At 68.4% G+C, this 2634-nt stretch carries 2 protein-coding genes; one reads left to right on the forward strand and one right to left on the reverse strand.

Going from position 1 to position 2634, the window contains the following annotated elements:
• A partial coding sequence (leuS, locus tag WBL05_RS06820; protein ID WP_424224670.1) for a leucine--tRNA ligase occupies nt 1-1514 on the reverse strand: 1514 nt, incomplete at its 3' end.
• A 280-nt stretch (nt 1515-1794) separates the two neighbouring features.
• Here leuS and WBL05_RS06825 point away from each other — a divergent pair.
• Nucleotides 1795-2493: a VIT1/CCC1 transporter family protein gene (locus tag WBL05_RS06825; protein ID WP_424224672.1), complete on the forward strand. Its 699-nt coding sequence runs from the start codon at nt 1795-1797 to the stop codon at nt 2491-2493.
• Nucleotides 2494-2634: the final 141 nt, after the last annotated feature.

The following is a 2634-nucleotide window of genomic DNA, read 5'->3' on the forward strand; positions in this document are numbered from 1 at the left end:
GTGTCGCGCTGCGCCCGGCCGCCGCAACTCGGGCAGGCCACGTTGCGCCAGGCGGACGCCGCCTCACCCGCCAACGGGGCGGACCCCTTGGCCGCCAGGTCGGCGCCCCGCAGGTCGGGCAGCTCCACCGGCAACTGGTCGTCGGCCACCGGCACCTCCCCGCACTGCGGGCAGTGGATGATCGGGATCGGGCAGCCCCAGAAGCGCTGCCGGCTCAGCAGCCAGTCACGCAACCGGTAGGTGATGGCGTGCCGCCCGGTGCCGCGTGATTCCAGCTCGGTGATGGTCGCGGCGACCCCGTCGGCGGTGCCGGTGATGCCGTCCAGCGGGCCGGAGTTGACGTACGTGCCGTCGCCCTCGGTGGCTACGCCCGACTCGGCCGGGTCGTCCTCACCGGTGTCGATGACCATTCGCACCGGCAGCGCGAACTTGCGGGCGAAGTCGAGGTCGCGCTGGTCGTGCGCGGGCACCGCCATGATGGCGCCGGTGCCGTACTCGCTGAGCACGTAGTCGGCCGCCCACATCGGGATTCGCTCGCCGTTGACCGGGTTGATGGCGTGGACGCCCAGGAAGACGCCGGTCTTCTCGCGCAGCGTCGACTGGCGCTCGATCTCGGTGGCCTTCTTCACCTGCTCCACGTAGGCCTCGAACTCGGCACACTGCTCGTCGCTGACCAGCTCACCGGCCAGGTCGGAGTCGGGGGCGACGACCATGAAGGTCGCGCCGAACAAGGTGTCGGGACGGGTGGTGAACACGGTGATCGGCTCGGCGCGGCCCTCCACCTTGAAGTCGACCATCGCGCCCTCGGAACGACCGATCCAGTTGCGCTGCATCGCCAGCACCCGGTCGGGCCAGCCGGCCTCCAGCTGCGACATGTCGTCCAACAACCGTTGGGCGTACTCCGTGATCCGGAAGTACCACTGGTTCAGCTTGCGCTTGGTGACCGGGGTGTGGCAGCGCTCACACTCGCCGTTGACGACCTGCTCGTTGGCCAGCACGGTCTGATCCTGCGGGCACCAGTTGACGAAGGAGTCCTTGCGGTAGGCCAGGCCGCGTTCGAAGAAGCGCAGGAACAGCCACTGGGTCCACCGGTAATACTCGGCGTCGCTGGTGTGCAGTTCACGGGTCCAGTCCAGACTCAGCCCGTACCGCTTGAACGAGGTCTTCTGGGTCTCGATGTTGCCGTAGGTCCACTGCGCCGGGTGGGCGTTGTTGCGGATGGCAGCGTTCTCGGCGGGCAGCCCGAAGGAGTCCCAGCCGATCGGGTGCAGCACCTCGTAACCCTGCAGCCGCCACAGCCGGGCCAGCACGTCACCCATCGCGTACGCCTCGGCGTGACCCATGTGCAGGTCACCGGAGGGGTACGGGAACATGTCGAGCAGGTAGCGCCGTGGCTTGTCGGAGTCGTCCTGGGCGACGAACGTCTGGTCGTCGGCCCAGAAGCGCTGCCACTTCTCCTGCGCCGCGCGCGCGTCGTAGCTGGTCCGCTCGGGCGCTTCGCTCGTCTGGCTCACCGTTGTCTCCTCGTTACCCAATGATGATGACGGCCGGCCGCATAGAAAAACCCCGAGGCCCGGGGGCATCGGGGTCACCACTACCCGACCATCTCGACCGTAGTCTAGCGGGAACGTCAACTCACCCCCGCCTGGTGCCCACGCAGCCCGGTGGGGTGGCACGTACTCAGGCCAGCCTTGCCTTCCGACGCCCGTCTGCCCTCGTCAACTCAGCAAAGGCTTGCCTCAGGACGGCCCTGAAGCGCTTGGTTCTGCGACCCTTCGATACAACGATGCAGGTATGGCCATCGATCCAGCGACCACTCAACCGACCCATCTCGCCGACAAGCTGAATTGGCTGCGCGCCGGTGTGCTGGGGGCCAACGACGGCATCGTCTCGGTCTCTGGTCTGGTGATGGGTGTGGCCGGCGCTCAAGTTTCCAAGGAAGCGCTCCTGGTGGCTGGTATCGCCGGTCTGGTGTCCGGTGCCCTGTCGATGGCCGGCGGCGAGTACGTTTCGGTGAGCTCGCAGGCCGACACCGAGCGGGCCGCGCTGGACGCCCAGGCCGCCCGGCTGGAGCTGAACCCGGCAACGGAGCGGGCCCAACTGGCCGAGGTCTACCGGCAGCGCGGGCTGCCGCCGCTGCTGGCCGATCAGGTTGCCGACGAGTTGACCGCCCATGACGCGCTCAGCGCGCACGCCGAGACCCGGCTGGGGATCCGCGCCCACGAACTGACCAGCCCGTGGGCGGCGGCCGTGGCGTCCTTGGTCGCCTTTGCCATCGGAGCAGCCATCCCGCTGGTGTTGATGTTGCTGTCGCCCACCGACGCCCGCTTCTGGGCAACCCTGATCGGGGTCGAGTTGGCCCTGGCGTTGACCGGTTTCTCCAGCGCCCGCCTCGGTGGCGCCCCGGTGGGGCGCGCAATGGTCCGCAACATGCTGGTCGGCAGCCTGGGCATGGGCCTGACGTACCTGGTGGGTACGTTCTTCGCCGGCTGACGTACCTGGTGGGTACGTTCTTCACCGGCTGACGTACCTGGTGGGGCCACGTCTTCGCCGGCTGACGCACTTGGTAGGTTCGTTCTTCGCCGGCTGACGACCCTGCTCAAGCGTGGCTCGACGGCTCGGCCTCGTCGGGCT

The organism is Brooklawnia sp. (assembly GCF_049651565.1).
Lineage (GTDB): Bacteria > Actinomycetota > Actinomycetes > Propionibacteriales > Propionibacteriaceae > Brooklawnia.

What these genes read in the sequence shown, in the direction of transcription:
- WBL05_RS06825 (WP_424224672.1), top strand. Translation starts at nt 1,795, where the DNA reads ATGGCCATCGATCCAGCGACCACTCAACCGACCCATCTCGCCGACAAG.